The sequence below is a fragment of the Brevibacillus laterosporus genome, assembly GCF_030489605.1.
Lineage (GTDB): Bacteria > Bacillota > Bacilli > Brevibacillales > Brevibacillaceae > Brevibacillus_B > Brevibacillus_B laterosporus_E.
The window spans coordinates 1-673 of record NZ_JAUKFY010000072.1 but is presented as its reverse complement, the minus strand read 5'-3'; the positions used below and the strand labels follow the sequence as shown (position 1 = coordinate 673).

The following is a 673-nucleotide window of genomic DNA, read 5'->3' as shown; positions in this document are numbered from 1 at the left end:
GACTGTCTTTTTCTCGTATCGATGAGATTTCCGCCCGTTACGCTGTAGGAGGTTGAACAGGCGAAGGAGAATCTTTGACATTTCTGTGGTGTCTTTTTCTATGGACCTATGTAGAAGTGGAAAGTAATCTTGAATCATATGTATAGCCTTGTACTCACTCAGTTCCTTTTTTCGTTTTCTTAGTAGAAGATCCCGCATTCGAAACATGGTGGAGGAACAAATAAAAATACTGATAAGTTGTCCGTACAGGTGACATTTTAAGCGTTCTTGTTTGATTTCTTTACAATGATCAATACCAAAGAAAGACTTCCATGTTTTAATGAGAATTTCGACTTGCCAGCGTAATGAATACAAAGGATGAACATTTTCGGTAGGAACCTCTGTCGAGGGGGCATTCGTAATATAAATATTGATAGCACTTAATCGTTTACTTCTCTGTGAGTACACGATTCCTTTCTTTTTTTCTTTAATAGCTTGAACCCTCCGTCGCTTTTGAATCTGTTCTTCTGTCAGCCGATGAATAATAACCCGGGTTGGTAGCTTTTGATACTGACCTATGTAAACATTGGATATCTCATGCGTCTCGCCTGGTTGGATTTGATTCATAAGGTCTTCCATATTTAACTGGATATACTCAGATTGCTTCTTTATTTTTCCATCTTTGAAGTATTCC

At 38.0% G+C, this 673-nt stretch carries 1 protein-coding gene; it reads right to left on the bottom strand.

Annotated elements, in window-relative coordinates:
- On the bottom strand, nucleotides 1–673 hold a 673-nt coding region (locus QZ995_RS23710; RefSeq protein ID WP_301812403.1), incomplete at both ends, for a transposase.